The organism is Mesorhizobium sp. M1E.F.Ca.ET.045.02.1.1, from assembly GCF_003952485.1.
Lineage (GTDB): Bacteria > Pseudomonadota > Alphaproteobacteria > Rhizobiales > Rhizobiaceae > Mesorhizobium.
Genome location: NZ_CP034447.1, coordinates 1,603,686 through 1,629,286 on the forward strand (window position 1 = coordinate 1,603,686; position 25,601 = coordinate 1,629,286).

The following is a 25,601-nucleotide window of genomic DNA, read 5'->3' on the forward strand; positions in this document are numbered from 1 at the left end:
CGGGTTATTTCGAATGTGTTCCGGCCCATGGGCTTCATTTCCTTTTCATTCGTTGACGATTAAATCGTGCACGATCTATCTAGTTTATGCCAATCCTGCTGTCAAGCGCTTGCGATTAAAGCGTACACGATTTATTTTAGGACGATGAGACGAATGCCCTTGGAAAGGACCAACCCAATGTCGGACCTCCTGAAGCTGGAGAACTTCCTATGCTTTTCGATCTACTCAGCCGGCCACGCCTTCAATCAGTTCTACCGGCCGCTCCTCGACGAAATCGGCCTCACCTATCCGCAGTATCTGGTGATGGTGAGCCTATGGTCGCAGGACGACCAGACCGTGAAGGAAATCGGTCAGGCGCTGTCGCTGGAGTCGAACACGCTGACACCGCTTCTAAAGCGGCTCGAGGCATTGCAGCTGATCTCGAGGACGCGTGACCCGAAAGACGAGCGGCAGGTGCGAATTCGCCTGACGCAGCAGGGGAAGTCGCTGAAGCAACAGGCGGAGCGCGTTCCTGCATGCGTCGCGGGCGCATTGGGCTTTTCCACGGATGAGTTGAAGGAACTGCAAGACAAGATGCTGCTCGTGCAACAGCGGCTCCAGCGCGGCGCCGACGAAAGGTCAGAGTCGTCCTAAGAGATGTCCGCGTAAGGTAGCATTTCGCCCTCTGCCACAAACGACCCCTTCTACGGTGATATGAAGATGAGCGTCTGCTAACTTGCAGCAGGTTGGCTGACGTCGGTACCAACCGCTTGAAGCGCTGCCGACGCGCTCGCGCGAGCAAGACCACAGGCGACAGGCGACAGGCGACAGGCGACAGGCATGCAGACAAAGCGGATACACGAACGCAAGCAATTTGTGCCTTGAGTTCGCCGAATGCCTGCGGAACTTTCTCGACGAAGCTGGGCCTGCGGCAAGCCGGAGTCAGCTCGCCTTCAGAGCGGCGACAAGAGCTTTCACCTGCCGGCCGATTTGCTCTCTGGTGACCCGCCGTTTCAAGATGATCATCCGCCAATAGAGAACCGAAGGTATCAGGTCCAAGGCAAGTTCGCGATCAATGTTGTGTCGCAACTCACCGCGGCTGATAGCGCGCTCGATCATGGCAACACCGGCGCCACGTCGCGCGCCGGCGAATTTCGCCAGCAAGGGCGCGAGCTCGTTGGACCGCGCGCCCTCCGCATAGAGGTCGGGCAGAATTCTTCTGACAAGCCGATGTCTGAGCGCCCGCCGCATCATGAGAAGATAGGCCTCAAGCTCTTCCGTCAGTCCGCCTCGGTCGGAAACTTCGGTCAAGGCCAAGCCAAGCTTTTCGACGGCCTCTGAGGCAATAGCCAGTTTCGAGGGCCAGCGACGATAAATGGCGGCTTTGCCCGCACCCGCCCGCGCCGCAACGCGTTCCAGACTCAGTCCAGTGTACCCATGCTCGGCCCATTCTTCAAAGAAGGCCCGGTAGAGCGCATCCGTCAGATCGGATCGCATGACAGCGGCCCCGGTCGGCTTCCGTCGGAAATTTTCGTCGATACTCTTGCGTTCCATCCAGCTATCCCTCTATATGAACGGAACGATATCGTTCCATCCAGAAGGAGTAAAGACGCGTGACCACAAACCACGATCTCTTCCCCAGTCTTTCCGCCCTGCTTCGGCAGGCCCTGGGAGACGTGCTGGCCCCTGACGCCAGAACCTTCCTCGATATGTGCACGGACGACATTCTCTTCGAATTCCCGTTCACGCCGCCAGGCGGGACCAGCAGGCTCGACGGCAAGGCGGCGCTCGAAGCCTATCTTCCGACGGTCGCGACGTTGATCACGATCGAGTCCATGGCCCTCGGCCGGGTTCTTGTTTCAGCCCAGAGCGACGCGGCCGCGATCGAGTTCAGCTGCAAGGGATACGCCAATCAAACAGGCGCTCGTTACGACCAGGACTATGTGTCAATGCTCGACCTGAAAGATGGTCGGATCGCTCGCTATCGCGACTACTGGAATCCGCTTGTGGTGCTTGCGGCCTCAGCTGGTTCGCACGCGGCAAATGAAACTCGGACCAAGGGTGCGAAACATGACGGCTGAGGTCCTCGTTATCGGCGGCACGGGAAAGACCGGACGCCTCGTTGCAAATAAGCTCGTCGGACGCGGCACCACTCCCAAGATCGGCACTCGCAAGCCCGCAACAGAAAGCGACGTCGCCTTCGACTGGCAGCAGCCGGAACTTGCCCGGCGCGCGTTCGAAGGCATCCACGCCGTTTACATCGTCGCGCCGACGGACAGTAGCGACCACGGAGCGATCGTGCCGCCTGTTCTCGACATCGCGCTCTCCAGTGGCGTTCAGCGTTTCGTGCTCTTGAGCGCATCGTCACTGCAAGCCGGCGGGCCGATGATGGGGCAGGTTCATGCCTATCTGCAACGAAAGGCTCCGGAATGGACGGTCCTGCGCCCCACCTGGTTCATGCAGAACTTCTCGGAACAACAGCATCTCGCAACAATCAGGGACGAGAGTGCGATATATTCTGCGACCGGTGCCGGGAAGGTCGGCTTCATTGACGTGGGCGATATCGCCGACGCGGCAGTTGAAGCGCTCCTTGCAAGAAAATCATGGAATACGGACTTCATTCTGACCGGGCCGGAGGCATTGTCCTATGCCGACATAGCGGCCAAGCTCACCAAGGCACTCGGGCGCAAGATCGAGCATGTAAGTCTGACCGTCGAGTTGCTCGCCGAGCGTTATCGGCGAGGCGGGCTGGACGAAGCCTATGCGAAAGTGCTCGCCGCGATGGACGCAAACATCGAGCAGGGAAGTGAGGACCGCGTGACCGATGGCGTGCTTAGGATGACCGGTCATCAGCCAACAACGGCCGATGAGTTTATCCTCCGGAACTAAGGTCGCTGGGAAAAGGGATGACGTGAGCAGCGTGACAAGCGTATCGCTTGTTCGACTGTAGCGACTTGTTCACCTGTTCTCGTGGATGCTCGCATAATCCGACCACGGGTTGGAGGCCGATCGCACCCGGCAGATCTGGCAGGAGATTTCCGCATTGCCCGGTATGCGAGACACCCTCACAGCGTTCGCGCTATCGAACATAGCGGTCATTCCCATCTTCGACTTCTGGTCTGGCGTGGCGACGCCTCAAAAATAGATGCCTCCAATGATACTCCCGTTGGCGCGTTGCGACAGAAACTTACTCACAGACGAAAATTTGCGGACGTCATAGAGGATTGAGGGATCACAAGCCCCACACCACAGCCTGTTCATGGTGCTTGGTCAGGGTGCTTCAGCGATTGAGCACAATGCAGATAGATAGATATATATCTGTTTCATTGCCGAGGTTTTCTGTGAGCGAGCAAAATCGATATTCCTGGCGGGAGCACATGACGATCCTCGGCGATGTCGAGGCGGCATCCTTCCTTCCGTGGATCGAGCGTCATGCCGCCAAGCTCGGGCTCGCGCAGGCCATATGCGTTGCCGGTCCCGATCGGATCGAGCTCGACGTCGCCGGTCCGGCCGAACTGATCGATATGATGGAGATGGGGTGCTCTCTTGGACCAATCGATGTCTGGGTCGAGACCATTCGCCGGACGCCGATCGACAACGAATCGAGCTAGGGTTTGAAGCTCGCTGCCTTTGCCCGGGAGACGTGAGTGCCCCTTTTTTGGGCATTATTGCCAGTGAGGAAATGTTGTGCAAACGTAACCCGGGCCTATTAGCATATCCTTGACCGCGAAGCTGCGCTCGGGAAGATGCTGGTGTTGTTTGAAAGTTGATGCATGCCGCCTTATCCGACCGGCTCATGGATGCCTGTTGCCCTCTCCGCGGACTTGCCGGCGGGAACCGTGATGCCGGCGCAATCCCCAGTCGGACCGATTGCCCTTTGGCGAAGCCGCTCCGGCCGTGCGGCGGCCTTCGCCGACAGATGCCCTCATCGCGGCATGCGGCTTTCCCATGGCTTCGTGCGCGGCGAGGCCCTGTCCTGCATCTATCACGGCTGGAGCTATGCCCAGGCGGGAAACTGCCTGCGCATCCCGGCCCATCCGGGTCTTGCGCCGCCGGAGACGATTCGCGTCGCGACCCAGGCCGTCGAGGACAGCGGCGGGCTCATATGGATCTCCGTCGGCGAAGCCGCTGCCCCGCCGCCGCCGCTCGACGGCGTGACCCCGCTGCGTTCCATGATGGTGGAAGCGGACGCTGCGGCGCTGGAGGCGGCCGCGGGCGCGAAGGCCGAGGGAGGCCTGCTCGACCATACCCACGATGGCCGGACGCTGCGGCTGCTGCTTGCCCCCGAAGGGGAAGCGCGGACGCTCATGCATGTTCTGGTGGGCGAGGACGCCAATCCGACCGAGCGGATCGCCGCTTCGCGGGCCGCCGAAACACTGCGGCGGGCGGCCGAGAGCATTCGGCGCGGCAGGGCCGTCCAATGACCCGCAATGCGATGATCGACGAATGGTATCCGGTCGGCCTGGCCAGCCAGCTCGATGCGCAGGGGCGCAAGACGGCCCTCATGGGCGAACCGATCGAGGTGCGGCTCGGCGACGACGGAAACGCCATGGTCACGGGGGGCAACGGACGCTCCCTGCCGGTCTGCGTGCGCTATGGCCATGTCTGGGCGTCGCCCGGTGATCCGCATAAGGCGCTGTTTGCGATCCCCGAGGCCGATCAGCCCGGCCGCCGGCTTGTCGATGTCGGGGTGGTGCGCGTGCGTTGCTCGCCGTTGCGCGCGGTCGAGAACTTCCTGGACATTGCGCATTTTCCGTTCGTCCATACCGACATATTGGGGGCCGAACCGCATACCGAGGTCCAGAGCTACAAGGTCGAGATCCGCGAGGACGAGGACGAGGTTTGGGCGACCCAGGTTAAGTTCTACCAGCCGCAGGCCGCCAAGTCGGCGCAAGGCGGCATAACCACGGAATACATGTATCGCGTGCCTGCGCCGACCTGCTCGATCCTCTACAAGACCTGTCCGCCGCGCCCGGGCGAATGGGACGTCATTACGCTTTTCGTGCAGCCTCTTGCCGAAGACCTGTGCGACGTGTGGCCATGGATGGCGCTGTTCGACGACGAGACGCCGATGACAGACCTGATCCATTTCCAGCAGACGATCTTCGTCCAGGACCGGTCGATCCTTGAAAACCAGATTCCGGGGCTGCTGCCGCTCGATCCCGGCATGGAGATTCCCACGCGAGCCGACCTGACGTCGGTTGCCTACCGGCGCTGGCTGAAACGCCATGGCTACACCTACGGCGCGCAACTGGTGGCGCAATGAAGCTCTACGACTATGTGCTGTCGCCGAGCTGCTACAAGGCGCGCCTGATGGCTGCGCTGGCCGGGGTGAAGCTCGACATCCGGCCCGTCGACTTCCATCCTGGTGCCGAGCATCGCGGTCCCGAACTTATGGCGCTTAACCCGGCGGGTTCGATCCCGATCCTGGAGGATGGCGACCTCGTCCTGACCGAATCCTCGGCCATGCTGGTCTACCTCGCCGCGAAGGCGGCACCGCAATGGCTGGGCAACGATACGGCCGCAGAGGCGGCGCGGGTCCAGCAATGGCTTTCCTTCTCGCATCGGCTAACCGCCAGCCTGGGGGCGGCGCGCCTGCATGAGATGCTGCTGCGTCCGGGCAATATCGATGTCCTTCAGGGACAGGGGACAACGGCCCTGCGGGAGCTGGAAGCCGGCCTCGTCGAACAGCATATCCGTGGCCAGCGTTTCCTCGCGTCGGACCGGCCGAGTGTCGCCGACATCGCCTGCTTTCCCTATGTGGCGCTGGCGCCGGACGGCGGCGTCTCGCTCGATCCCTATCCCGTGATCCGGCTGTGGTCGCGGGCGATCCGCGGTCTCGACGGCTTCATCGAGATGCCCGGCATCCACCGGCTGCACGAGCTCAGACCCGAGCCCGTCCCAGGCGAGACCTGACGTGGCGGGCTATCTGTTGAAGAACTGCGCTGCGGTCATCGTGGACGATGGCAACGGTCCGCGCGTCCGTCGCAATGTCGATGTGTTGACTGACGGCCCGGCGATACGGGCCATCGGCGAAGGCCTCGACAACGGGGAGATGCCTGTCGGGACCGTCGCGCAGGATGCTGCCGGCTGGTTCGTCTATCCCGGCCTCGTCAACACCCATCACCACTTCTTTCAGTGCTTCGTGCGCAACCGCGCCGATCTGGACTGGACGAAGCTGTCGGTCATCGAATGGCTCGACCGCATCTATCCCATCTTCTCGCGGCTGACCGAGGAGTGCTTCTATCACGCATCGGTCACGGCCATGGCAGAGTTGATAAAGCACGGCTGCACGACGGCGTTCGACCATCAGTACTGCTTTCCGCGGCATGCCGGCAAAAGGCTGATCGACCGGCAGTTCGAGGCGGCCGAACTGCTCGGCATGCGCTTCCATGCCGGACGTGGCGGCAACACGCTGCCGAAATCGGAAGGCTCGACCATCCCCGACGCCATGCTGGAAACGACGGACGAGTTCATCGCCGACTGCGCCCGGCTGATCGACGCCTACCATGATGCCGGTCGCTTCGGCATGCGCCAGGTCGTCGTCGCGCCCTGCCAGCCGGTCAACTGCTATCGCGAGACATTCGTGGAATCGGTGGCGCTGGCGCGCGACCGCAAGGTGCGCATGCATACCCATGTCGGCGAGGGCGAAAGCCCGGTCATGCAGGCCCGTCACGGCCTGCGCACGGTCGACTATTGCGCCGAGATCGGCTTCTGCGGGCCGGATGCCTTCTATGCCCATTGCTGGGAGCTGACCCACGACGAATTGCGCAAGATGGCGGCGAGCGGCACCGGCGTCGCGCATTGCCCTGAGCCGGTCTATCTCGTCGGCGCCGAAATCACCGACATACCGGCGATGTCGGCCCTCGGGCTCAGTGTCGGACTGGGCTGCGACGGCGCCGCCTCGAACGACAATTCCAACCTGATGCACTGCATCCATTCCGCCTACATGCTGCAATGTCTGGCGGCGTCGACGCGCGACCATCCGGTGCCGCCGCCGGCCGATTTCCTCGGCTATGCGACGACCGGGGGCGCGGCGCTGCTCGGGCGCGGCGACATCGGCAGGCTGGCGCCCGGCATGGCCGCCGACCTGTTCGCCATCGACACGCGGCGCATGGACTATGTCGGCACGCGGCATGATCCGCTGAGCCTGCTGGCCAAGGTGGGCATCGGCTCGCCGACCGACATGACGATGATCAACGGCCGTGTCGTTTGGGCCAAGGGAGAATTCCCGGGGCTCGACGAGGCCAGGCTGTTCGCGCAAGCCGAGGCGGCGCTCGCGACTGTGGAATTCTAGAAGCCAAAACCAAAAGCAAGGGGAACCGACATGCTGACAAATCTTACCCGCAGAACATTGATGAAGGGCGCTGCCGCTACCGGGCTCGTCGCCGCGGTGGGTAGCCGCGCGCTTGCCGCCGATGAACCGCTGGGCATCGTGCTTGTGGTCCCCTCACCGGTCGGCGACGTCGGCTGGGGCCGTGCGTTGGCCGACGGGCTCGAGCCGGTCAAGGCCGCCTACGGCGACAAGGTGAAGGTCACCATCATCGAGAACATTCAGGAAGGCCCCGACGCCGACCGCATCATGAACAAGGCGGTCGCCGACGGGAACAAGTTCCTGATCGCCGGTTCCTTCGGCTACCAGAACGGCGCCCTGCAGATCGCGCGCCGCAATCCCGACGTCACCGTGCTGCACGCTTCCGGTTTTCAGGTGGCGCCGAACTTCTCGCCCTTTGCTGCCCAATATTCCCAGGGCACCTACCTGATGGGCATGGCGGCGGCCGCGCTTTCGAAGACCGGCAAGCTCGGCTCGGTCTCCGCCTTCGCCATTCCCGAGCTGATCACCTCCATCAACGCTTTCACGCTGGGGGCACAGGCGGTGAAGCCCGATGTCGAGATTTCGGTCGTATGGGTGAACTCCTGGTTCGATCCGGCCAAGGAGCAGGAAGCCGCCAAGGCGCTGCTGGCGCAGAAATGCGACGTCATCTTCTCCAACGCGCAGGACACGCCTTCCGTCATTGCGGCCTGCGAGGAGGCCGGCATCCCCGCCTTCAACCTCAACTCGTCGATGAAGAAATACGCGCCCAAGACCTATCTCGGCTGCGTGGCGACCGATTGGTCGCCCTTCTTCAAAGCCTCGGTCGACGCCCACCTTGCCGGTACCTTCAAGGGCGCCAACGCCTTCTTGGGTGTCGGCGACAAGGTCGTCGAAGTCGTCGACTGGAACCCGGGCATCCCGGCCGACATCATGACCAAGATCAAGGAGGTTGAAGCCAAGATCGCCGACGGCAGCTTCTCGCCCTTTGCCGGTCCGATCGCCAAGGCCGACGGCAGCGAAGGCGTTCCCGCCGGCAAGACAATGACCGAGGCCGAGATCGTCGCCATGGACTGGCACGTCAAGGGTGTCACCACGCCGCTGCCCAAGTAACCATGACCGCCCCGCTTCTGTCGCTGCGCGGCATCTCCAAGAGCTACGGCCAGATCCATGCCAATCGGGACATCGATCTGGACGTGGCTCCGCGCTCGATCCACGCAATCCTCGGAGAGAACGGGGCGGGCAAATCGACGCTGATGAAGCTGATCTACGGCGTCGAACAGCCGGACGCCGGAACGGCGAGCTGGAAAGGAGAGCCCCTCGCGCTCGCGTCCCCGGCGGATGCGAGACGCAAGGGGATCGGCATGGTCTTCCAGCATTTCTCGTTGTTCGAGACGCTGACGGTGGTGGAGAACATCCAGCTGGTCGTGCCCGGGAAAAAATCGGACCTTGCGCAAGGCATCCGTAAGCTCGGCCGCGACTTCGGCCTGGAGGTCGATCCGCTTGCCCACGTACATGCTCTCTCGGTCGGAGAGCGGCAGCGGGTGGAAATCATCCGCTGCCTGATGACCCGACCGCAGCTCCTGATCCTCGACGAACCGACTTCCGTCCTGCCGCCGCAATCGGTGGACAAGCTTTTCGAGACGTTGCGGCGGCTGCGCGACGGCGGCGTGTCCATTCTGTTCATCTCGCACAAGCTGGAGGAGATCCGCGCGGTCTGCGACCGCGCGACCATCCTGCGCGGCGGGCGCATCACGGGCCATGTGGATCCCCGCGATCACGACGCGCACGACCTCGCCCGCATGATGATCGGCCGCGACATGCCTCAGCCCATGCCGGCGCTTGCGCATTCCGGCGGAGAAAAGCGCCTTGAAATCGTTGGCCTCGAGCATCGGCCGGACGATCCCTTCGCCGCGACGCTTTCCGACGTCAGCCTGACGGTCCGGGCGGGCGAGATCCTCGGTATCGCGGGCATCTCGGGCAACGGGCAGAGCGAGCTCGCGGCGCTGATCTCGGGCGAGACGGTGCTGCCGCGCGAAAAGTCACAGCGTATCTTCATGATGGGAAGGGACGTCGGCGCGCTCGATGCGGCTGCCCGCCGGCGGCTGGGCTTCGCCTTCGTTCCGGAGGAGCGGCTGGGCCGCGGCGCGGTGCCGGAAATGTCGCTCGTCCTCAACAGCCTTCTGACCGCCCATCCCTCCGGCCTCTTGAAACACGGCCTCGTCGACACGGCCCGCGCCAAGGCTTTCACGGAGGACTGCATCCGGCAATACGACGTGCGCACGCCGGGTTCCGAAACGGAGGCCGGGGCGCTTTCGGGGGGCAATCTGCAGAAGTTCATCATAGGCCGCGAGATCATGCTGTCCCCGAAATTGCTGTTCGTGGCGCAGCCCACCTGGGGCGTGGATATCGGCGCCGCATCCGCCATCCGCCGGCGCCTTGTCGCGCTGCGCAACGAAGGCATGGCCATCCTCGTCATCTCGGAGGAACTCGAGGAACTGTTCGAGCTCTGCGATTCGATCCAGGTGATCCATCAGGGCCGGCTGAGCCCGCCGCTGGTGACGCGCGACACCAGACCCGAGGAGATCGGCCGCTACATGATCGGCGCGCATTCGACGGCCGAAAAGGTCCCCGCATGAGCGCTCTGTTTCGGCCGTTCCTTCCCGTTCTGGTTCGCCGGGAGCACGCCTCGCTTGCAATCAAGCTGGTCGCCCCGCCCGCCGCGCTCGGCCTGGCGACGCTGCTCAATCTCGCGCTCTACCTCCTGATGGGCCGAGATCCGGCCGCTGTTTTCCACGCGATGCTTCTGGAGCCTTTCCTGTCCTGGGCCTCCTTCTCGGAAGTCCTGCTGAAGATGGGGCCGCTGCTGCTGATCGCGCAGGGGCTTGCCATCGGCTTTCGCGCAAAGGTCTTCAACATCGGCGCCGAAGGTCAGTTCATCCTCGGCGCGATCTTCGCATCGGCCGTTCCCATTTGGCTCCCGCAGGCGACGGGCCAGTGGATCTGGCCCGCCATGCTCGTCCTCGGCGCACTGGGCGGCGCGCTTTGGGCCTCGCTCACAGCGTTCTGGCGCGTGCGGCTCAACGCAAACGAAATTCTCGTTTCGCTCATGCTGGCGCTCGTTGCCGCGCAGGTGCTCAACTATCTGCTTCTCGGCCCCTGGAAGGACCCGGCCGGCTTCAACTTCCCGCAGTCGGTGATGTTCCAGTACGACGCGATGGTGCCGATCCTGATCCCCGGCACCCGCGTCAACGTCTCGCTGCTTATCGCCTTCGCGTTCTCCCTTGCGGCCTGGGTCTTCATGCAGAGGAGTTTCGCTGGCTACAAGCTGCAGGTCGGCGGCCTTGCGCCGCGCGCGGCCGGATACGCCGGCTTCAACGAAGGACGCGCGATCTGGCTTTCCCTCCTCATCGGCGGCTTCGCGGCAGGCCTCGCCGGGGCGGCCGAGGTGGCGGGGCCGCTCGGCCAGTTGCAGCGCTCCATCTCGACCGGCTACGGCTATGCGGCCATCATCGTTGCCTATCTGGGTGGCCTCCACCCGATAGGCATCGTTTTTTCCGCGCTGCTCATGGCGGCCCTCTATATCGGCGGCGACAACGCCATGGTCTCGGCAAACCTGCCCGTCGCCGCGGTCCGGGTCTTCCAGGGCAGCCTGCTGCTCGCCTATCTCGTCGCCATCGCCTTCGTCCGCTACCGGCTCGAATGGCGCCATGCCGCCCACGGAAGCGCTCCATGAATGCCCTCGAGTTCATCGTCGCCGGAATGCTGGCGGCGGCCACGCCGTTCCTTTTGGCCGCGCTGGGCGAAATGGTGGCCGAGCGGGCCGGCGTCCTCAATCTCGGCGTGGAGGGACTGATGGCCCTGGGGGCGGTCATCGCCTTCATCATCGTCTATCACGGCGGCGGCCACCTCCTTGGTTTCGTCGCCGCGGGCCTCGCCAGCACGGCTCTTTCCCTTGTCTTTGCCGTCATCGCGCTGGGGTTCCGCGCCAACCAGGTCGCGGTGGGTCTCGCCATCGGCATACTCGGCCAGGGCCTCTCGGCACTGTTCGGCAAGAGCTATGAGAGCCTCACGGTCAAAGGCCTACCGAAGCTTTCATTGCCCTGGCTTTCAGATATCCCGGTCATCGGCGGCCTGTTCGTCGAGGACGTCGTCGTGTGGCTCTCGCTTGCTGCGACCGTCGCCATCTGGGCGATATTCGCCTACACCAAGACCGGCCTTGTCGTGCGCGCCGTCGGCGAGAATCCCAAGGCGGCCCGTGCGCTAGGCTATCCGGTAATCGCAGTGCGTTTCGCCGCGGTCGCTTTCGGCGGCGCGTTGGCGGGTTTCGCCGGTGCCTACGCGGCCGTGGTCTACACTCCGCTCTGGGCCGATGGCATGATCGCCGGGCGCGGCTGGATCGCGATCGCGCTCGTGGTCTTCGGCACCTGGCTTACCAGCCGTATCTTCCTCGGTGCTTGCCTCTTCGGCGCCGTGTCCCTCGCAAGCCTCGCGGCCCAGACAACTGGGCTCGACGTTTCTTCGCAACTTCTATCGAGCCTACCTTATCTCGTGACAATCGTCGTGCTGGGCATCATTTCTTCGAACCGGCGTTTGCTCAAGCTCAACGGCGTGGCTTCGCTGGGAGAGCCTTTCGAACAATAGTGTTCGCTCGCCGCCCGGGCGCGCAATAACCCGACATCTGAGCGCAGATCGGACCGTCCCTAAATTGGGGCATGAAGGGCTGCACGCAATCCTCAAGACCATGCCTTAAAATGCCGAGCTGATCCCGGGCCAATCCTGCCGGCAGGCCGGCAGAGGTGCCGGCTTCAAAAACGATGAACGCACCGCACCAACGCCGATTGCGGGCAGCGGAACTTCGCCGCGAACCGCGTCGCGAGTTTGAGCAACGGTTCGAAGCGGTTGGCAGCTAGGAGACGGTGCTCCCGGCGAAGATCCATCGCGTTCGATACGAAAGCGCGGTGACCGATCTTGAAGGAGAAGTGCGCCGTCTGCTAGCCGTGCCGGATTTCCGTGCCGAGCACCTTCAGGCATTCCCGGATGAAGGCTGCGAGCGCCGTCCAGCCTTTGGCCGAGACCATTGTGCCGTCGACATAGGCCTCCGTCGGAGATAGATCGATATAGGTGCCGCCGGCGAGCGTCACTTCCGGTTCGCAGGCCGCCAGCGCGCCTACCTTCTTGCCGCGTACGACACCATCGACCGCGATCAGGATCTGCACGCCGTGGCAGATAGTGAAGATCGGTTTCTTCGTTTCGTGGAAATGGCGCACCATTGCCTGGATGCGCCTGTCCGTGCGGATGTATTCCGGTCCGCGGCCGCCGGCGCAATAGACGGCATCGTACTGGTCGAGCTGTTTCTCCGCGTCGGCGAACGTCTTGTTGATCAGAGCATAGTGACCAAGCTTCTCGGTGTAGGTCTGGTCACCCTCGAAATCGTGCAGCGAGGTCTTGATCAGGTCGCCGGCATTCTTGTCGGGGCAAACGACGTGGACGGTGTGACCGACGGCTTCCATCGCCTGCTGATAGACAAAGATTTCGTATTCCTCGGTGAACTCACCGGTCAGCATCAGAATCTTCTTGGCTGGCATGACTTGTCCTTTCGATTTTGAAATGCCAAGGCCCTGTCGCGCCTTGGCTGTCGCAAATTGGATTTGCCGATTGTCAGAAGGAAGAATCCGGGAAGTAGTATTCCTTGGCGTTGGCCTGGGTGATGAGCGGCGCATCGAGCTTGACGTGGCCGCGGACCGGCGCCTGGCCGATCAGGTTCGCCACTGTCATGTAGATGGCGGTCTTGATCATCGAAGGCGGGTAAGGTGTCTCGACCGGTGTCATGGCTTCGCCGTCGATCACCTTCTTGACGATGTCCTTCATCCCGTTGCCGCCGAGCGCCAGCGATGTAGCCGGAAAGCAGCCGCATGAACGTCGACTTGCCGGCCCCGTTCTCGCCGATGATCGCATGGATCTCGCCGGGCAGGATATCGAGCGTGACATCCGACAACACGGTGACGGCGACATACTGCTTGGAAACGCTTTCGGCGCGCAGCACGGGCGCGACCGGCTGGGCGGTGACCGGCGCAACAGCGCGATCTCTGTCAATGCGAGCGGCAATGGACATAGCAGCGGTCACTCGAAGGCAGGCAGGAGTCGGTCCCGCGAATTCTCGATGTGGATGCGCATCGCATGGGCGGCGCCGCTCGCATCGCCGGCAGCGAAGGCGGCGAGAATGGCCTCGTGCTCGTCCAACGCTTCTTCGGTGACGCGCGAGTGGTACATCAGGCGGAAGATGTGGAAATGGGTATGCTGGTGGTTCAGTGTCTCGCGGATGAGCTCGTTCTGCGCGAACTCCATGATCTTGTCGTGAAAGATCGCGTCTTGCCGCGCAAAGTTGGAATAGCGGAGGCGCTCGTCTTTACCCACCCGCCGGGCCATTACGCCGGCCGCCTCCTGCAGAGCTGCGAGGCGCCCCTCGTCAAGCGTTGCCGTGGCCTTGGCCGCGGCGGCGGGCTCGAGCAGAAGACGCAATTCATAAAGCTCGTCGAACCGGCGCCGAGTAATTTGCGGGGCGGCGCGATAGCCGATCAAGTGAGTTTTTACGACCAGGCCCTCGCCTTCCAGACGACCGAGCGCTTCGCGGATGGGCGTGTGTGAAACGTCGAATTCCCTGACAAGATTGTCCACGGTAATCCGAGATCCCGGCGGAATCTTCAGCGACATCAGTTGTGCAAAAATTGCTTCGTAAACATCGCCCGCCAAGCTGTTGGCGCGCTGGATGCGGCCGCTAGAGCGAGCTTCGTTGTCGACGGTCAGATCGGGGTCTTGCATCGTTTTGCCTCTTGACAGGAGCGAGCCCTAACATGATGCTCCGGTCAATTCAATACTATATCCTATACGATTTTATAGAGGATACGAACAAATGAGCTAGGGAACCCTTTATGGCCGCGCCTGGCGGCCAGGACCGGCAAGAAAGCTGAACCCTGGGACCCGCAAGTCAGGCTCGGCGACGATCGCGGCACTTGGCCAATCGGTTTGTTTTGAAAGATCTCAGTCCATGACCTTGTTTGCAGCCGCGCGCCTGCCGCGCGAAATTCTCTTTGGTAAAGGCCAGCGCCATGCGCTGCCTGCCATTGCCGATCGATATGGCCGGCGCGCATTCATCTGCACCGACGAACGCCTCGCCAAGACGTCAGAGTTCGTCGAAATCCTCGATGGATTGAAAACTGCCGGGGTCGACACACTCGTCCACGACCGGACCTTGCCTGACGTGCCTCGCGACAGCGTCGGCGCCTGTGTCGCGGAAGCAAAAGGCTTCAAGCCGGACATGGTGATCGGGGTTGGGGGCGGCAGTTGCCTCGACATGGCCAAATGCGCCGGGCTGCTGCTCAGCCATGGCGGCAAGCTCCAGGACTACTATGGTGAGTTCAAGGTGCCGGGCCCCACCCTGCCCCTGATCGCTGTGCCGACCACGGCCGGCACCGGCTCCGAGGTGACCCCGGTCGCTGTGATCTCCGACCCGGAGCGGACGCTCAAGGTCGGCATTTCCAGCCCCCACCTCATTGCCGCGGTTGCGCTTTGCGACCCGGATCTGACGACGACCTGCCCCCCTTCCCTGACAGCCATCGCCGGTGCCGACGCGCTGACGCATGCGATCGAGGCCTTCACCGCGGCAAGACGCTACGCCGATGCCGATCTGCCGCAACGACATGTCTTCGTCGGCAAGAGCGTGCTGACCGATCATTTCGCCCTTTTGGCAATCAGACTTTTGGGCCGCAGCCTCGAAGCAGCCTATCGTGACGGGTCGAACGAGAATGCACGCGCCGATGTCATGATGGGCGCGTTGGCCGCGGGCTGCGCCTTCGGTACGGCGGGAACCGCCGCCGCCCATGCGGTGCAATATCCGGTCGGCGCGCTCACTCACACGCCGCACGGGCTGGGCGTCGCGACGATGCTCCCCTACGTGATGGGCTACAACCTGCCCGCCGCAACGCCGGAGATCGCCGAAATCGGCACTGCCCTTGGCCTGCCGCGCCAGGACCGCAACGCCGATCAGCTGGCGGACGCCACGATCAGGGAAGTTGCGCGACTGTTCAACGCCATCGGCATAACCCGGACGCTGGCCGACCTCGGCCTTCCCGAGGACAGGATCGACTGGACGGCGGAACAGGCGCTCGGCATCGACAGGCTGATCAAGAACAATCCCCGCCCTTTCGACCTGCCAGCGATGCAGCGCTTGGTCAGGGCAGCCTATGGCGGCGACATGTCGGCCGCGATGATGAGGGATGGAGCCCGATTCCAATGAACATTTCCCTGGAGCTTTTTGAGCAGGATTCCGACATGTCCGACTACACTCCATTTTCGCATGGGCTCTACATTGGCGGGCAATGGCCCCCCTCGTCCAACGGCCGCGTCATCGAAGTGGTCGACCCATCGACGGAGGCCGTGATCGCGGCGGTTCCCGATGCCACGCTGGCCGACGCTGCTGCCGCCGTTGATGCGGCCGCGGAGGCAGCTGCAAGCTGGCGCGAAACCCCGCCGCGCCGGCGGTCCGAGATCCTGAGGCGCTGCTTCGAGCTGATGACCGAACGTGCCGAGACCTTGGCCGCGCTGATTTCCCTGGAGAACGGCAAGGCTTTGCGCGACGCGCGCGGCGAAGTCGCCTATGCGGCCGAGTTCTTCCGCTGGAACGCGGAGGAAGCGGTGCGCATCAGCGGCGAGTTCGGCCTCGCGCCGTCTGGCGCAAACCGGATCGTGGTCGACTACCAGCCCATCGGCATCTGCGTGCTGATAACGCCGTGGAATTTCCCGGCGGCGATGGCGACACGCAAAATCGCGCCGGCGCTTGCAGCCGGCTGCACCGTCATCCTGAAGCCCGCCAGCGAGACACCGCTGACCGCCTATGCACTTGCAGCTCTATACGAAGAGGCAGGTGTGCCGCCTGGCGTCGTCAACGTCATCACGACCTCGAACCCCGGCCCGGTGACGGCGGCCATGCTGGCCGATGCGCGGGTGCGCAAGCTGTCCTTCACGGGCTCGACCGGAATCGGCCGCGTGCTTCTGGCCGAGGCGGCGAAACACGTCATCTCCTGTTCGATGGAGCTTGGCGGCAACGCTCCGTTCATCGTCTTCGACGACGCCGATCTGGAGGCAGCCCTCGACGGCGCGATGATCGCCAAGATGCGCAACGCCGGCGAGGCCTGTACGGCGGCCAATCGGCTCTACGTCCAGGCGGGCATCCATGATGCGTTCGCGGAAGGCCTGCGCAAACGCATGGCGGCGCTCGCCGTCGGCCCGGGCACGGACTCAGAAACCGAATGCGGGCCGATGATCACCAGGAAGGCCGTGGACAAGATCGATCGGCTCGTTCAGGACGCGGTCGCTCGCGGCGCGAAGGTTCTGTGCGGCGGCGCGATCGCTGAAGGCAGGGGATTTTTCTATCCACCCACGGTGCTGAGCGACGTGCCGGCCGACGCCGTCATGGCTCACGAGGAGATATTCGGTCCCGTGGCACCGGTGAGCCGCTTCGAAGATGAGGCGGAGGTCATCGCAAAGGCGAACGACACCGAATACGGCCTTGCCGCCTACATCTACACGCGCGACCTTGCAAAGGGCATGCGCGTGGCATCGAAGATCGAGTCCGGCATGATCGCGCTCAATCGCGGCCTGATGTCGGACCCCGCCGCGCCCTTCGGCGGCGTCAAGCAGAGCGGGCTCGGGCGTGAGGGCGGCCAGAAGCACGGCATAGCCGAGTTCATGGAGGCGAAATACATCGCCGTGACGATGTGAGCAGACAGATGGCGAAAGATCCATTCCGTATTCGCGATCACGTCCCCGAGTTCGACGACATCGTCGCCGAGATCGTCCGCAGAAGCGCGGAGACCAGGGCGAAAGTTCCGATGGCCGCCGACCTCGCTTACGGACCCGACCCGAGGGAAACCGTCGATCTGTTTTTCCCGCAGGGCAAACGCGATCGCCTGCCGGTGCACATCTTCATCCACGGCGGCTACTGGCGCATGTTTTCCAAGCGCGACTATTCCTACGTCGCGGACACTGTTACCAACGCGGGGGCGATTGCCGTCATCGTAGGCTACGCACTGATGCCGACCGTGAGAATGGCGACGATCGTCGATCAGGTACGCCGCGCGAGGCAATGGATACATGACCACATCGCGAGCTACGGCGGCGATCCTGATCAACTGACGGTAAGTGGCCATTCCGCTGGCGCTCATCTCGCGACGATGCTTTTCGGCGGGGACGGCCGGCCATCAGGCATCAAAGGCGCGCTGCTGCTGGGGGGTATTTACGATCTAAGGCCGTCGCAGGAGTCGTTTCTCGCTGCTGAGATCGCGATCACCGACGACGAGGTCGAGCGGTTCTCCCCGATAAATCATCGCTTCGATCCTTCAGTGCGCGTCGAGCTATCCGTTGGAGCTGATGAAACGCCGCCGTTCCACAACCAGGCCGCCACGCTTGCGGAGCGTTTCGAACGGCAAGGGCTTGCCGTCTCGCGCACGAGCCTTGCAGCGGCAAATCACATGAGCAGCGTCCGCGACCTTGGCTTGGCTGGCACACCGGCCGCTGCATTGTTGGCTCGTCTGTTGACCGTGTGAAAGGCCACAAAGGCCGGCTCGCCCAATTCAGCTCTTCAAGTCCGAACTCACGTGACGCCAAACATATCCGGTGTACTGCGGGCAACACTCACATCTTGAGAGGTCAGACGAATCGGCTGCCAGGCATTGTACCGGCGAGATCAACTCTGCTTGGCGCATCCTTGCGGCCGGCTGCCGTCAGCGGCAGCCGAATTTCAATGATGGTGCCGCCCTCGGGTTCGGAACGGGCCAATGCATCGCCGCCGTGAGCCCGGGCGATCCCACGAACGACGGAGAGGCCCAACCCGGTGCTTTTCCGCAAGCGGTACCGACTCCTTTCTGGCCGCATAAGGCTTCTGGCTTTACGGCTGGCGATTTCCTAGCGCCTCTCAATCACTGCCCCATAAACCTATCAGCATCTTAAGGAATCGCTCTGCCGCAGGCGACAAGGTGCCGCCGCGACGGCGAACCACGCCGATCGTGCGTGATATCTCGGGATTGCGGATTGGGCGGGTGATCAGAAACGGATGGTCTTCTCCCGGGGTTGCCATTCGTGGCAGAACGGAAATCCCGAGGCCTGCCTCCACCAACCCAAGGGAGGTGGACAGATGGGTTACCTCGTAGAACCAGCGAAGCTTGATGTTCGATTTTGCCAGCGCCGCGTCGAGCAGCGTTCTGTTGCCGCTTGATCGATGAACCGTGATCAGATGATAGGGCTCTAGTTCCGCCCAGCCGACCGATGGTTTGGCAGCCAGAGGGTGATCCTTGCGCGCTGCAAGCACAAATGGGTCTTCCGCGAGCCGATCAAAGGTCAGGTCCGGATCCGAGGTGCCCATGATGTTTATGCCGAACTCCACCTCACCGCGCGCCACGGCTTGAAGACCGTCGGTCGCCGGCAAGTCGAGGATGCGAAAGCGGATGTTCGGGTACTCCTCATTGAACTGCCGGATGGCGGTCGGCAGGAAGTAGAATGCCGCAGTGGGGAGGCACGCGATCGTCACCAATCCACCTCGGTTGGTTCCAACGTCACGAACAGCAAACAGAGAGCCGTCAAACTCCTCCAGCATGCGTCGCACGAGCGGCACGAGTTCTGTACCGAGAGCCGTCGCGGATACGTGCCGGGTTGTCCGTTCCAAAATGGGTGCTCCGATAGCCTGCTCCAGTTTTTGAATGCGGCGGCTCAACGCGGGCTGTGACAGATGCAGAGCTTCGGCCGCGCGATGAAAGCTCTCCAACTCTACGACGCTCAGGAAGGCTCGAAGGTCAAGGATCTCGCAATTAATGCTCATGTTGCATCAATCCTCCGATTCTTAGCATTTCACAAAATAAATGTGTTTTCCAATAATTGGATCAAAGAGCGCCGATTGATACGGCGATGACATAATTCTGATGCAAGCACAAGCGATGAATGACCTGTTGGCGATCCCTTGCGTTCTGATGAGAGGCGGCACCTCAAAAGGTCCGTTCTTCCTGGCAAACGATCTTCCTGCGGACGCCATCGAGCGGGACAAGATCCTCCTGTCCGTTATGGGCTCGGGTCATCCGTTGCAGATAGACGGCATCGGTGGCGGCAATCCGGTCACGAGCAAGGTGGCCATCGTCGGGCCTGCCAGCATTCCAGGCGCCGACGTGGATTATCTGTTTGCCCAGGTGCGGGTCGACCAGCAGATTGTCGACACCTCCCCGAACTGCGGCAACATGCTGGCTGCGGTCGGCCCGTTTGCCATTGAAGCTGGACTTGTCCCGGTTCGTGGAGAAACGACGCTCGTCCGGATCCATAACGTCAACACCAGCAAGCTGATCGAGGCCGAAGTTCCCACTCCAAACGGCAGCGTCTCCTATCTCGGTGAAGCTGCCATTGACGGCGTGCCCGGCCGTGGAGCGCCGATCGCATTGACCTTCGTGGACGCGGCGGGAGCTCGTACCGGACGGCTTTTTCCCACCGGCAAGCCGGTAGACTTGATCGATGGTGTGGCTGTCACCTGCATCGACTGCGCAATGCCGATGATGTTGATCGAGGCAGACTCGGTCGGCGCAACCGGCTTCGAATCCGCGGCTGAACTCAATGCTGATAGGGAATTGCTGGGACGGCTGGAGAAGCTTCGCATCGCTGCCGGCGAACGGATGGGCCTTGGGGATGTAAGCAATCAGGTAACGCCGAAGCCGGTGCTGATTTCCCGGCCAAAGTCGGGAGGCGACATCAGCGTGCGGTATTTCATGCCGCATCAATGTCACCCGTCGCTCGCAACCACGGGCGCCGTGGGGATCGCCACGGCCTGTATCAGCCAGGATACTGTTGCTTCGCTTCTGATCGGCAGGCGGATCCCTCCAGTCGTGCTTTCCATAGAGCACCCAAGCGGCCACCTGGACGTCAAGCTGTATGAAAGGGACGGCAAAGTCGTCGCCGGAATCCTTCGCACCGCCCGCCGGCTGTTCGAAGGACATGTATTTGCAAAACCTGTCCCGCAACTGGGTTGCGCGGCATAATAACCGTGGCCGCCAGGAGGGCGCCACCAACAGGAGGAGAATATCATGCGCAAGCTCATGCTCGCCCTCGCGGCAACCGTCGTGTTTGCCGGTTCCGCATTCGCGGATCCGGTCCGCATCAGCGTCGGCTCTTACAATCTCAACAATCTTCCCTTTCCGGTCGCCCAGGGGCTTGGCCTTTATGAAAAGGAAGGCCTGGAGGTGACCGTCGAGAACTTCGCATCGGGCGGGTCGAAGACGCTTCAGGCCCTTGTCGCCGGCTCGACGGATATCGCCGTAGGCTTCTACGACCATACGATCCAGATGCAGGCGCAAAAGAAGGCTGTCGTGGCGTTCGTGCAGCTCGCCCGCAATTCCGGGCTCGTGTTGGCTGGCGGCAAGAACAGCACTTTCGACCCGGCAAAACCGGAAACGATCAAAGGCGCAAAAATTGGGATCACCTCGCCAGGCTCGTCTTCCGATTTCTTCGTCCGCTATTACCTGCAGCGCAACGGCTTGTCCGCGAACGACGTCTCGCTGATCGGCGTGGGCTCCGGGTCTGCCGCCGTCGCGGCCCTTGAACAGGGCAAGGTCGACCTCCTCGTCAACTACGACCCGGCGGCAACCTTTATAGCGGCCAAGGGCGTCGGCAAGATCCTGATCGACGGTCGCAGCGACGAGGGAGCCAAGGCGATCTATGGCGGGATTTACCCAACCTCCGTCCTCTATGCCACACAGAGCTATATCGAGAAAAATCCGGAGACCGTCCAGAAGGTCACGAATGCGACGGTCAAGGCGCTCGAGTGGATGAACAGTCACTCCGCGGAAGAGATCGTCGACAAGCTGCCGAAGGAGTTCATCTCCGGCGATCGTGAAACCTACGTCAAGGCGGTAGAGAACGCGAAGGCGATCTTTTCGAAGGACGGGCGCATAAATGAGGAAGATATCAAGACTCCGCTCGCAGTCCTAAAGAGTTTCAATGAAAAAGTCGCTGCGGCTGAGATCGACCTCAAGAGAACCTACACGAACGAGTTCGTCGACAAAGTCCCGAACGTCGCCGCCAACTGACAGGAGGAGGTCATGGCATTGGCCGTAGTGAAAACCGTATCCCCGACGAACAGTCCGCATCATGCGAAGCCGATGGTTTCCATCGACAAGGTCACCATGTCCTTTGGCGCCTATGTGGCCGTGCAGAATGTGAACTTGGCTGTCGCCGATGGCGAGTTTCTTGCGATCGTTGGGCCGACCGGCTGCGGCAAGAGCACGATTCTTAACGCGATTGCCGGGCTGCTGAAGCCCTCGAGCGGTACTGTCGCGATTGAGGGTCAGCCGGTACGCGGGATCCAAAACGATATCGGCTATCTGTTCCAGCAGGATGCACTGCTTCCTTGGAAGACTGCGCTCGAGAATGTCGAACTTGGCCCCATGTTCAAGGGCACAGGCGCTGCCGAACGACGCGAGCAGTCGATGAAGTGGCTGGCGAAGGTTGGTCTGAAGGGCTTCGAGCATCGCTACCCGCATCAGCTTTCCGGCGGACAGCGCAAGCGCGTGCAGATGGCACAGGCACTGATTACCGGCCCCAAGGTCATCCTGATGGACGAGCCTTTCTCGGCACTCGACATCCATACCCGCCACCTGATGCAGAATGAGCTGTTGCGGCTTTGGCAGGAGCAACGGCGCGCCGTGGTGATGATCACGCACGACCTTGAGGAGGCGATCGCTCTCGGGGATCGGGTCGTGGTGCTTGCCGCCGGACCGCGCTCGCACGTGATCGACAGCTTCCCCGTCGATCTCCGACGCCCCCGCGATGTCGCTGAAATCAAGCTCGATCCACGCTTCATGGATCTTTATCGCAACATCTGGTCATCGCTGCGCAGCGAAGTGGAGAAAAGCTATGAACGCCACGACTGAACGCCTCATCCAAGTCGTACTGCTGGTGGCAATTGTCGGCGGCTGGCAGCTCGGTGTCGCGGCGGGCATCATCGACGTCTTCTTTTTCCCGGCTCCGGTCGACATCCTCAAGCAGGTGGCGTCCTGGGTAGTGGACGCCAGCTTCTATAAGCATGTGGCCATCACCCTGACGGAAACCGTGCTCGGCTACCTGGTCGGGACGGCACTCGGCGTGGCAGCAGGCGTCTGGCTCGGCCTCAGTCGTTCGGCCGCGCGCATTCTGGATCCTTTCATCAAAGGCTTGAACGCGATCCCTCGCGTCGTGCTTGCGCCGATATTCGTACTCTGGCTCGGCCTCGGTCTCTGGTCCAAGGTGGCGCTCGCCGTCACGCTGGTGTTCTTCGTCACTTTCTTCAACGCCATGCAGGGCGTTCGTGAAGTGAACCCGGTTGTGCTGTCGAACACGCGCATTCTCGGAGCCAAGCGGTCGGACCTGCTTCGTCACGTCTACTTCCCGGCGGCGGCAAGCTGGATTCTGTCCTCATTGCGCACTTCGGTCGGTTTTGCCGTCGTCGGGGCGATTATCGGCGAGTATCTCGGCTCCTCCGCCGGGCTTGGCTATCTGATCGCTCAGGCGGAAGGCAATTTCGATGCGGTCGGTGTCTTCGCAGGGATCCTGATCCTCGCGATCTTCGTCCTGATTATCGACAGCATCCTGGACGTCGCCGAGAAGCATCTCATCAAGTGGCGACCGAGCGCTTCCGAACGGCCTGCGTGAGGATCTTTAGCGGCAACCGAGAAGCTTGTTCACAAGCGCTCTCCCTCCCAGCCAAGGAGGGAGAGCGCAGGCATTCTGCGCACTCTCTGGGTCCGAAACTGGGAACGATGGTGGAACGCAAGAAAGGCCGCCTGCTCCACGCCGGGCAATTGGGATGCACTTGGCCGGAGCGGATCTGCGACGCGAAGGTGCCTGGAACCCGCGAACCGTCCTGGTCCGCTCACTTCAGCCGACACCGAACAGCTCGCTGAGCCACGCCATCTGTTCGCGTTCCTGGTAGCCTTGCCCACCTTCATGGTTGTTGAATTCGTATTCTACGATGGTCTTGTCCCCCGCGTAGGCATTGAACGCGCCATAAACGGTAGAGGGCGGGCAAACTTCGTCCATCAGGGCCACCGAAAACAGCGCCTTCGCTTTGGACTGCCGGGCGAAGTTGACGCAGTCGAAATAGGAGAGCGTTTCAAAGACTTTCGCCTTCTTCTCGCGATGTTGCGCCAAGAAACGAACGATTTCCAAATAGGGATCGCGGACGGCAGTCCCCAAAGCGCGGGGAAAGTCACAAAGAAACGGCACGTCGGCCATTACAGCCTTGACGCGGGGATCGATTCCGCCGACGGCAAGCGAGATGCCGCCGCCCTGACTGTCACCGCAAACCGCGATGCGCTCGGGATCGATGAAGTCCAGCCCTAGGAGAGCATCTATCGCCCTCACGGCATCGGTGAACACGCGCCGGTAATAGTAGTCATTCTTATCCAGCACGCCGCGCGTCATAAAGCCGAGAAAGGAAGAGGTCGAGCCGACCGGATCGGCGGTCTCGCCGACGCTCAAGTCGCTTCCCTGCCCGCGTGTATCCATTCGAAAATATGCAAACCCTGACGCCGCCCAGTGCAGCTGCTCATGCGCCAGGCCGCGACCGCTGCCATAGCCGATATACTGCACGACCAGGGGCAGACGCCCCTGGCGGTGCGTGGGCAGGATCAGCCATCCTTTTATCGGGTGTCCCCCAAATCCCGGAAAGGTGACGTCGAAGTGACTGAACCGCCTTGAGCGTTGTCTGCGCCGGAACGATGCTGACCGCGCCGCCGGCGTAGCGGGCCTCAGCGATAGTCGAGGCCCAGAACTGGGCAAAGTCGCCCGGCGTGGCGACTTTGCTGACATAGGCGCCTAGTTGAGGCTGGATCAGATCTTGGAACGGCATTGTTCCTCCCAAATTAAATTAGAGACAAAATCGGCGATTGATATGGATGGCTCCGCATTCGGATCCGAGCGCGAGCGTGGATCTGCGGGTTACCGGTCCAACAGATTCCGGCATCCCCCCATTCTTCCGCGCATGGCCGTCAGGTGGCGGCAGACCTTCACCCAGAGGTGCCGCCGGAAAAAAATGGGGCGGCGACCGCCCCATCCATGTCCCGTTTAGCTGCCCGTTTTGATCTGGGTCCAGAGGCGGGTGAGTACGCGCTGCTCCTTCGACCCGTATGAAGAAATAGTGAAAAGCTTCTTGAGCGTTTCCTGCGTCGGATAAACTGAAGGGTTCTTCAACACTGATTGGTCGATGAACTTCTGCGAGGCCAGATTGCCGTTGGCTGTTTGGACATAGTTGGTTGACTTGGCAATGACTTCCGGCCGCATCAGGTAGTTGATGAAGGCATGCGCCTCATCGACATGCTTAGCGTCAGCAGGGATCGCAAGGTTGTCGAACCACATATAGGTGCCTTCCTTAGGGATCAGGTATTCGACCTTGACCCCGTTGTTGGCTTCCTTGGCGCGGTTCTTGGCCTGCAGCACGTCACCTGACCAGCCGATGCTGATGCATTTATCGCCGTTCGCCAGATCGTTGATATAGGCAGAGGAGTTGAAGGTGCGGACGTAGGGGCGGATTTTCGTGTAGATGTCACCGCCGGCTTCGAGGTCTTCTTTCTTCTTGCTGTCACCATCCTTGCCGAGATAGTTCATGGCAACGGCCAAAGTCTCCTCGGGCGCATCGACGATATTGATGCCGCAGTCCTTCAGCTTGGCCGCATTCTCCGGCTTGAAGAGCACGTCCCAGCTGTCGATCGCCACGTCGCCGAGAGCTGCCTTCACCTTGTCGACATTATAGCCGATGCCGGTCGTGCCCCACATGTAGTTGACGGCATATTCATTGCCCGTGTCATACTTGGCCAGGCGCGCCATCACCTCGGGCCACATGTTCTTTAAGTTCGGCAGCTTGGACTTGTCGAGTTTCTGGAACACGCCGGCCTGAATTTGCCTGGCCAGAAAAGGTCCGGTTGTAACCACCACGTCATAGCCGGAGCCGCCGGCAAGCAGCTTGGTCTCAAGAATTTCGTTCGAATCGAAGGTGTCGTAGACGACCTTGATGCCGGTCTCCTTGGTGAAATCATCAAGGATGGAACTGTCGATATAATCAGACCAGTTATAGACGTTGACGACCTTGTCCTGCGCCAACGAGACGCCTGCGGAAAACAGGACGGCCGTCATCGTGACCGCCAGTCCGAGTAGCTCCTTCTTCATTCAGGTCCTCCTGTTTGTGGCGCCCGCCATTCTCGTGGCAGGCCGTTGCACCATTCTCGAAGGCAAGGAGAGAGGCGTTGAC

The 25,601-nt window shown here is 61.9% G+C and carries 26 protein-coding genes and 2 pseudogenes; 19 read left to right on the plus strand and 9 right to left on the minus strand.

All coding sequences use genetic code 11. The features are described from left to right. Positions 1-177 precede the first annotated feature (177 nt). Positions 178-633 carry a MarR family transcriptional regulator gene (locus tag EJ070_RS07485; protein ID WP_210211974.1) on the plus strand — a complete coding sequence of 152 codons (456 nt, stop codon included), beginning with the start codon at positions 178-180 and terminating at the stop codon, positions 631-633. A 288-nt stretch (positions 634-921) separates the two neighbouring features. Here the strand turns inward: EJ070_RS07485 and EJ070_RS07490 are convergent, their stop codons facing one another. Next, complete coding sequence (locus EJ070_RS07490) at positions 922-1,533, minus strand: TetR-like C-terminal domain-containing protein (RefSeq protein ID WP_126090766.1); 612 nt, start codon at positions 1,531-1,533, stop codon at positions 922-924. Positions 1,534-1,592: 59 nt separating this feature from the next. Here EJ070_RS07490 and EJ070_RS07495 point away from each other — a divergent pair, with 59 nt between their 5' ends. From EJ070_RS07495 to EJ070_RS07545, 11 genes are all read left to right on the plus strand, one after another. Then, on the plus strand, positions 1,593-2,060 hold the full coding sequence (locus EJ070_RS07495) for a nuclear transport factor 2 family protein (protein ID WP_126090767.1): 468 nt from the start codon (positions 1,593-1,595) through the stop codon (positions 2,058-2,060). Continuing rightward, on the plus strand, positions 2,050-2,868 hold the full coding sequence (locus EJ070_RS07500; RefSeq protein ID WP_126090768.1) for an ergot alkaloid biosynthesis protein: 819 nt from the start codon (positions 2,050-2,052) through the stop codon (positions 2,866-2,868). The genes EJ070_RS07495 and EJ070_RS07500 overlap by 11 nt, the downstream gene beginning before the upstream one ends. A gap of 488 nt (positions 2,869-3,356) precedes the next feature. Further along, the gene (locus tag EJ070_RS07505) at positions 3,357-3,590 is read left to right on the plus strand and encodes an acylphosphatase (RefSeq protein ID WP_126090769.1); all 234 of its coding nucleotides are present in this window, start codon (positions 3,357-3,359) and stop codon (positions 3,588-3,590) included. 162 nt (positions 3,591-3,752) lie between these two features. Further along, positions 3,753-4,403: a Rieske (2Fe-2S) protein gene (locus tag EJ070_RS07510; protein WP_126090770.1), complete on the plus strand. Its 651-nt coding sequence runs from the start codon at positions 3,753-3,755 to the stop codon at positions 4,401-4,403. After that, positions 4,400-5,245 carry an aromatic ring-hydroxylating dioxygenase subunit alpha gene (locus EJ070_RS07515; protein ID WP_126090771.1) on the plus strand — a complete coding sequence of 282 codons (846 nt, stop codon included), beginning with the start codon at positions 4,400-4,402 and terminating at the stop codon, positions 5,243-5,245. Before EJ070_RS07510 ends, EJ070_RS07515 begins: the two co-directional genes overlap by 4 nt. After that, positions 5,242-5,895 (plus strand): glutathione S-transferase family protein, encoded by a 654-nt coding sequence (locus EJ070_RS07520; protein WP_126090772.1) that lies wholly within the window; start codon positions 5,242-5,244, stop codon positions 5,893-5,895. The genes EJ070_RS07515 and EJ070_RS07520 overlap by 4 nt, the downstream gene beginning before the upstream one ends. 1 nt (position 5,896) lies before the next feature. Beyond that, positions 5,897-7,276, plus strand: a complete 1,380-nt coding sequence (locus EJ070_RS07525) for an amidohydrolase (protein ID WP_126090773.1) — start codon at positions 5,897-5,899, stop codon at positions 7,274-7,276. 33 nt (positions 7,277-7,309) lie between these two features. Continuing rightward, the gene (locus tag EJ070_RS07530; protein ID WP_189350612.1) at positions 7,310-8,404 is read left to right on the plus strand and encodes a BMP family ABC transporter substrate-binding protein; all 1,095 of its coding nucleotides are present in this window, start codon (positions 7,310-7,312) and stop codon (positions 8,402-8,404) included. Positions 8,405-8,406: 2 nt separating this feature from the next. Continuing rightward, positions 8,407-9,930 (plus strand): ABC transporter ATP-binding protein, encoded by a 1,524-nt coding sequence (locus EJ070_RS07535; RefSeq protein ID WP_126090775.1) that lies wholly within the window; start codon positions 8,407-8,409, stop codon positions 9,928-9,930. Continuing rightward, positions 9,927-11,027 carry an ABC transporter permease gene (locus EJ070_RS07540; protein ID WP_126090776.1) on the plus strand — a complete coding sequence of 367 codons (1,101 nt, stop codon included), beginning with the start codon at positions 9,927-9,929 and terminating at the stop codon, positions 11,025-11,027. Before EJ070_RS07535 ends, EJ070_RS07540 begins: the two co-directional genes overlap by 4 nt. Next, positions 11,024-11,935, plus strand: a complete 912-nt coding sequence (locus tag EJ070_RS07545; RefSeq protein WP_126090777.1) for an ABC transporter permease — start codon at positions 11,024-11,026, stop codon at positions 11,933-11,935. The genes EJ070_RS07540 and EJ070_RS07545 overlap by 4 nt, the downstream gene beginning before the upstream one ends. Before the next feature lie 350 nt (positions 11,936-12,285). Here the strand turns inward: EJ070_RS07545 and EJ070_RS07550 are convergent, their stop codons facing one another. From EJ070_RS07550 to EJ070_RS07565, 4 genes and pseudogenes are all read right to left on the minus strand, one after another. Then, positions 12,286-12,879 carry a DJ-1/PfpI family protein gene (locus EJ070_RS07550; RefSeq protein ID WP_126090778.1) on the minus strand — a complete coding sequence of 198 codons (594 nt, stop codon included), beginning with the start codon at positions 12,877-12,879 and terminating at the stop codon, positions 12,286-12,288. A 73-nt stretch (positions 12,880-12,952) separates the two neighbouring features. Continuing rightward, positions 12,953-13,183: pseudogene (locus EJ070_RS07555) on the minus strand (ABC transporter substrate-binding protein); the annotation flags it as partial. 4 nt (positions 13,184-13,187) lie between these two features. Continuing rightward, positions 13,188-13,406, minus strand: a pseudogene (locus EJ070_RS07560) (ATP-binding cassette domain-containing protein); the annotation flags it as partial. Between the two features lie 8 nt (positions 13,407-13,414). Further along, positions 13,415-14,113: a GntR family transcriptional regulator gene (locus tag EJ070_RS07565; protein ID WP_126090779.1), complete on the minus strand. Its 699-nt coding sequence runs from the start codon at positions 14,111-14,113 to the stop codon at positions 13,415-13,417. A gap of 226 nt (positions 14,114-14,339) precedes the next feature. Between EJ070_RS07565 and EJ070_RS07570 the strand changes: the two genes are divergently transcribed. The 3 genes from EJ070_RS07570 to EJ070_RS07580 are packed head-to-tail and all read left to right on the plus strand — an operon-like array spanning position 14,340 to position 17,895. After that, positions 14,340-15,587, plus strand: a complete 1,248-nt coding sequence (locus tag EJ070_RS07570; protein ID WP_126090780.1) for an iron-containing alcohol dehydrogenase — start codon at positions 14,340-14,342, stop codon at positions 15,585-15,587. Then, the gene (locus EJ070_RS07575; RefSeq protein WP_126090781.1) at positions 15,584-17,071 is read left to right on the plus strand and encodes an NAD-dependent succinate-semialdehyde dehydrogenase; all 1,488 of its coding nucleotides are present in this window, start codon (positions 15,584-15,586) and stop codon (positions 17,069-17,071) included. Before EJ070_RS07570 ends, EJ070_RS07575 begins: the two co-directional genes overlap by 4 nt. Positions 17,072-17,079: 8 nt before the next feature. Further along, entirely contained in the window at positions 17,080-17,895 is an 816-nt protein-coding gene (locus EJ070_RS07580) for an alpha/beta hydrolase (RefSeq protein WP_126090782.1), read from the plus strand. Positions 17,896-17,998: 103 nt separating this feature from the next. Here EJ070_RS07580 and EJ070_RS07585 read toward each other — a convergent pair whose 3' ends face one another. Together EJ070_RS07585 and EJ070_RS07590 are read right to left on the minus strand one after the other, a co-directional pair. Beyond that, on the minus strand, positions 17,999-18,223 hold the full coding sequence (locus EJ070_RS07585; RefSeq protein WP_126090783.1) for an ATP-binding protein: 225 nt from the start codon (positions 18,221-18,223) through the stop codon (positions 17,999-18,001). A gap of 40 nt (positions 18,224-18,263) precedes the next feature. Beyond that, positions 18,264-19,163, minus strand: a complete 900-nt coding sequence (locus EJ070_RS07590; RefSeq protein ID WP_126090784.1) for a LysR family transcriptional regulator — start codon at positions 19,161-19,163, stop codon at positions 18,264-18,266. A gap of 115 nt (positions 19,164-19,278) precedes the next feature. On the opposite strand from EJ070_RS07590, the gene EJ070_RS07595 reads away from it, so the two are divergent. Genes EJ070_RS07595 through EJ070_RS07610 form a run of 4 tightly spaced genes read left to right on the plus strand, consistent with a single transcriptional unit; the run spans position 19,279 to position 23,008 of the window. Next, the gene (locus EJ070_RS07595) at positions 19,279-20,361 is read left to right on the plus strand and encodes a 4-oxalomesaconate tautomerase (protein ID WP_126095672.1); all 1,083 of its coding nucleotides are present in this window, start codon (positions 19,279-19,281) and stop codon (positions 20,359-20,361) included. A gap of 45 nt (positions 20,362-20,406) precedes the next feature. Beyond that, positions 20,407-21,408 (plus strand): ABC transporter substrate-binding protein, encoded by a 1,002-nt coding sequence (locus EJ070_RS07600; RefSeq protein WP_126090785.1) that lies wholly within the window; start codon positions 20,407-20,409, stop codon positions 21,406-21,408. A 12-nt stretch (positions 21,409-21,420) separates the two neighbouring features. Further along, complete coding sequence (locus EJ070_RS07605; protein WP_126090786.1) at positions 21,421-22,251, plus strand: ABC transporter ATP-binding protein; 831 nt, start codon at positions 21,421-21,423, stop codon at positions 22,249-22,251. Beyond that, positions 22,235-23,008, plus strand: a complete 774-nt coding sequence (locus tag EJ070_RS07610) for an ABC transporter permease (protein ID WP_126095673.1) — start codon at positions 22,235-22,237, stop codon at positions 23,006-23,008. The genes EJ070_RS07605 and EJ070_RS07610 overlap by 17 nt, the downstream gene beginning before the upstream one ends. A gap of 225 nt (positions 23,009-23,233) precedes the next feature. On the opposite strand, the gene EJ070_RS07615 is transcribed toward EJ070_RS07610, so the two are convergent. Together EJ070_RS07615 and EJ070_RS07620 are read right to left on the minus strand one after the other, a co-directional pair. After that, entirely contained in the window at positions 23,234-24,166 is a 933-nt protein-coding gene (locus tag EJ070_RS07615; protein ID WP_245464832.1) for an acetylxylan esterase, read from the minus strand. A gap of 255 nt (positions 24,167-24,421) precedes the next feature. Beyond that, a complete protein-coding gene (locus EJ070_RS07620) occupies positions 24,422-25,519 on the minus strand; it encodes a polyamine ABC transporter substrate-binding protein (protein WP_126090787.1) in 1,098 nt (365 codons plus the stop codon). Between the last annotated feature and the right edge of the window lie 82 nt (positions 25,520-25,601).